The sequence below is a fragment of the Cupriavidus basilensis OR16 genome (genome assembly GCF_000243095.1).
In the GTDB taxonomy this organism is placed as follows: Bacteria; Pseudomonadota; Gammaproteobacteria; order Burkholderiales; family Burkholderiaceae; genus Cupriavidus; species Cupriavidus basilensis_D.
In genome coordinates this window covers 1-2110 of the sequence record NZ_AHJE01000255.1, presented here as the reverse complement: position 1 = coordinate 2110, position 2110 = coordinate 1, and the positions used below count along the sequence as shown (strand labels likewise).

General features: G+C 63.8%; 2 protein-coding genes and 1 pseudogene. 1 reads left to right on the top strand and 2 read right to left on the bottom strand.

Annotated elements, in window-relative coordinates; translation table 11 throughout:
* On the bottom strand, nt 1–197 hold a 197-nt coding region (locus OR16_RS47035; RefSeq protein WP_237717398.1), incomplete at its 3' end, for a hypothetical protein.
* A 127-nt stretch (nt 198–324) separates the two neighbouring features.
* Complete coding sequence (locus OR16_RS38615; protein WP_006164772.1) at nt 325–1101, bottom strand: enoyl-CoA hydratase; 777 nt, start codon at nt 1099–1101, stop codon at nt 325–327.
* A gap of 206 nt (nt 1102–1307) precedes the next feature.
* Here OR16_RS38615 and paaG point away from each other — a divergent pair.
* Nucleotides 1308–2110: pseudogene (gene paaG, locus OR16_RS38610) on the top strand (2-(1,2-epoxy-1,2-dihydrophenyl)acetyl-CoA isomerase PaaG); the annotation flags it as partial.

Genomic DNA, 2110 nt, shown 5'->3' with positions numbered 1-2110 from the left:
AGCAGAGAAACGAGATTATGAAGCGTGATCATCGTTTCGTCAACAGGTTTTTTTCCTTCAGCTCGCTGCGCCGTGCGCGCCGCCAACCACCCCTGCCAACCTCGCAACCCTTGTCCCGTCTGCTTTGCAGCGGTCTTTCGTGGTGCGAGGGGGCGAATAATAAGCGCCTCCCCGGACCTTGGCAATCGTTTTGTCACAAGAGTATGCGAGGCATGCCGAAGGCGTAGAAACAACCCATTGATCTATAAAGAAAATACAGCCTTCTTGGTCCGCACCGAAAGGTGAATACCCGATGCAATTACTCGGGTATCCACCTATCAAGTTTTAGCGATGCTTGAAATCGGGCGCCCTCTTCTCCACAAAAGCGGCCATCCCTTCCTTCTGGTCTTCCGTCGCAAAGGTGGAGTGGAACAAACGGCGCTCCAGGTGCACGCCCTCGGCAAGGCTGGTCTCGTAAGCGGCGTTGATCGACTCCTTGATCATCATCACCACCGGCAGCGAAAACCCGGCGATGGTCTCGGCGGCGGCCAGCGCATCGTCGAGCAGCTTGTCGGCGGCAACCACGCGCGACACGAGGCCGGCGCGTTCGGCTTCCGCCGCGTCCATCATGCGCGAAGTCAGGCACAGGTCCATGGCCTTGGCCTTGGAGACCGCGCGCGGCAGGCGTTGGGTGCCGCCGGCGCCGGGCATTGTGCCCAGCTTGACCTCGGGCTGGCCGAAGCGCGCGGTATCGGCGGCGATGATGATGTCGCACATCATCGCCAGCTCGCAGCCGCCGCCGAGCGCGTAGCCGGCCACTGCCGCGATCACCGGCTTGCGGATGCGGCGGATCGCTTCCCAGTTGCGCGTGATGTAGTCGCCCTTGTACACATCCATATAGGAATACTTGGCCATCATGCCGATATCGGCGCCCGCGGCAAAAGCGCGTTCGCTGCCGGTGATCACGATGCTGCCGATAGCTTCATCGGCGTCGAACGCGAGCAGCGCCGCGCCCAACTCATCCATCAGCGCGTCGTTGAGCGCGTTCAGGGCCTTGGGGCGGTTCAGCGTCACCAGGCCAACGCGCCCGCGCGTTTCCACCAGAATGTTCTCGTACGGCATGTGTTCTCCTCTTGGAATGGGAAATCGGGAAGCGGAAAGTGGATCGATTCGTTACCCTGCGAGACGATACTCGCGCGCGGAAATTAGTGCTACCATTTGCCGACCGACTGGTCGGTTAATTTAAGCGGCGATCCGGATACTTCTATATATAGGAGTGACCGCGTACCGCCAGACATTGCCTCCACTGAGATGGCAGGAGACGAAAGATGCCAGACACGCCCCCACAGACCAGCCTGACTTCCGGCCCGATACTGCTCGCCTGGCACGGCCAGGTTGCGGTCATCACGCTGAATCGCCCCGACAAGCTCAATAGCTTTACCCGCGAAATGCACGCCGTGCTGCAGCAGGCACTCGACCATGTGGAGGCTGGCGGCGCCCGTGCCCTGCTGCTGACCGGTGCCGGGCGCGGCTTCTGCGCGGGGCAGGACCTGGCCGACCTGGACTTCACGCCCGGCGCCATGACCGACCTCGGCGAGTTGATCGACATGTGGTTCAACCGGCTGGTCCGGCGCCTGCAAAAGCTGCCGCTGCCGGTGATCGCCGCCGTCAACGGCACGGCGGCCGGCGCGGGGGCCAACCTGGCGCTGGCTTGCGACATGGTGCTGGCGGCGCGCTCGGCCAGCTTTATCCAGGCTTTCGTCAAGATCGGGCTGGTGCCGGATTCTGGCGGCACCTGGCTGCTGCCCAAGCGCATCGGCATGGCCCGCGCCATGGGCCTGGCCATGACGGGCGACAAGCTCAGCGCCGACGAGGCCGAGAAGTGGGGGCTGATCTGGGAGGCGATGGACGATCCGCTGCTGCCCGAGCAGGCGCTGGCCCTGGCCACGCACCTGGCGGCCCAGCCGACGCGCGCCCTGGCCGCCATCAAGCAAGCCATGCACGCCGGCGCTAGCCAGGGGCTCGATGCCCAGCTCGACCTGGAACGCGACCTGCAGCGTGAGCTGGGCGCGTCGCCCGACTATGCCGAGGGCGTGAACGCTTTCCTGGAAAACGCGCGCCGCGCTTCACC

Excerpts from the sequence above, each read along its gene's own strand:
- OR16_RS38615 (WP_006164772.1), bottom strand. The coding sequence starts at position 1,101 with ATGCCGTACGAGAACATTCTGGTGGAAACGCGCGGGCGCGTTGGCCTG.